The sequence below is a fragment of the Streptomyces sp. NPDC058685 genome (assembly GCF_042714725.1).
In the GTDB taxonomy this organism is placed as follows: Bacteria; Actinomycetota; Actinomycetes; order Streptomycetales; family Streptomycetaceae; genus Streptomyces.
Genome location: NZ_JBHXSL010000038.1, coordinates 1 through 662 on the forward strand (window position 1 = coordinate 1; position 662 = coordinate 662).

The 662-nt window shown below is 71.1% G+C and carries 1 protein-coding gene and 1 riboswitch; the gene reads right to left on the reverse strand.

Translation table 11 applies throughout. The features are described 5' to 3' along the window. Nucleotides 1-114: 114 nt before the first annotated feature. The gene (locus ACFWU3_RS25895; protein WP_384442171.1) at nt 115-435 is read right to left on the reverse strand and encodes a DMT family transporter; all 321 of its coding nucleotides are present in this window, start codon (nt 433-435) and stop codon (nt 115-117) included. Between the two features lie 32 nt (nt 436-467). Then, nucleotides 468-531, reverse strand: a riboswitch (guanidine-III (ykkC-III) riboswitch). Nucleotides 532-662: the final 131 nt, after the last annotated feature.

The window sequence follows — 662 nt, forward strand, 5'->3', positions numbered from 1 at the left end:
GGGGTGGCGTGTGTCGCCGGCCGAAGCCGCACACGGGGTCACCGGCGTCGCGCCCGGCCTGGGTGACCCGGGTCGCCGAGGCCGGGCTCAGCGGCCCAGGTCGTCCGCCCGGTCTCAGTGGCCCGAGGTCGCCTTGAGTCCGACCACCGCGACCAGCAGCAGACAGACGAAGAAGATCCGGGCGGCGGTCACCGGTTCATGGAGCACGAGCATGCCGACCACGGCGGCACCCGCCGCACCGATGCCGACCCACACCCCGTACGCCGTGCCGATGGGCAGCGTCCGGGCGGCGTGCGAGAGCAGCAGCATGCTGGCGACGATCCCGAGACCGGTGAACACGCTCGGCCACAGCCGGGTGAACCCGTCGGTGAACTTCATCCCGATCGACCAGCCGACTTCGAGCAGACCGGCGACAACCAGCAGAACCCAGGCCATGACGGCACCTCCGAGACGCGGAACTTCAACGGGGTGCGTCGTCTTTGCCAGCCCGGTACGGCGCGTCTCGTCGGGGTGTCTCCACCGTAGCAAAGGGCAGACGAGAGGGGCGGTGTGCGCCGTGCCACGCCCGCAAGACGCCCCCCAACAGGGAGGCGCGGCGGAGGTTCATGTTTATCGCGGGGGTGTGCTACGAGGCCAGGAAACGGGGCGCCCCCACCCCGGGG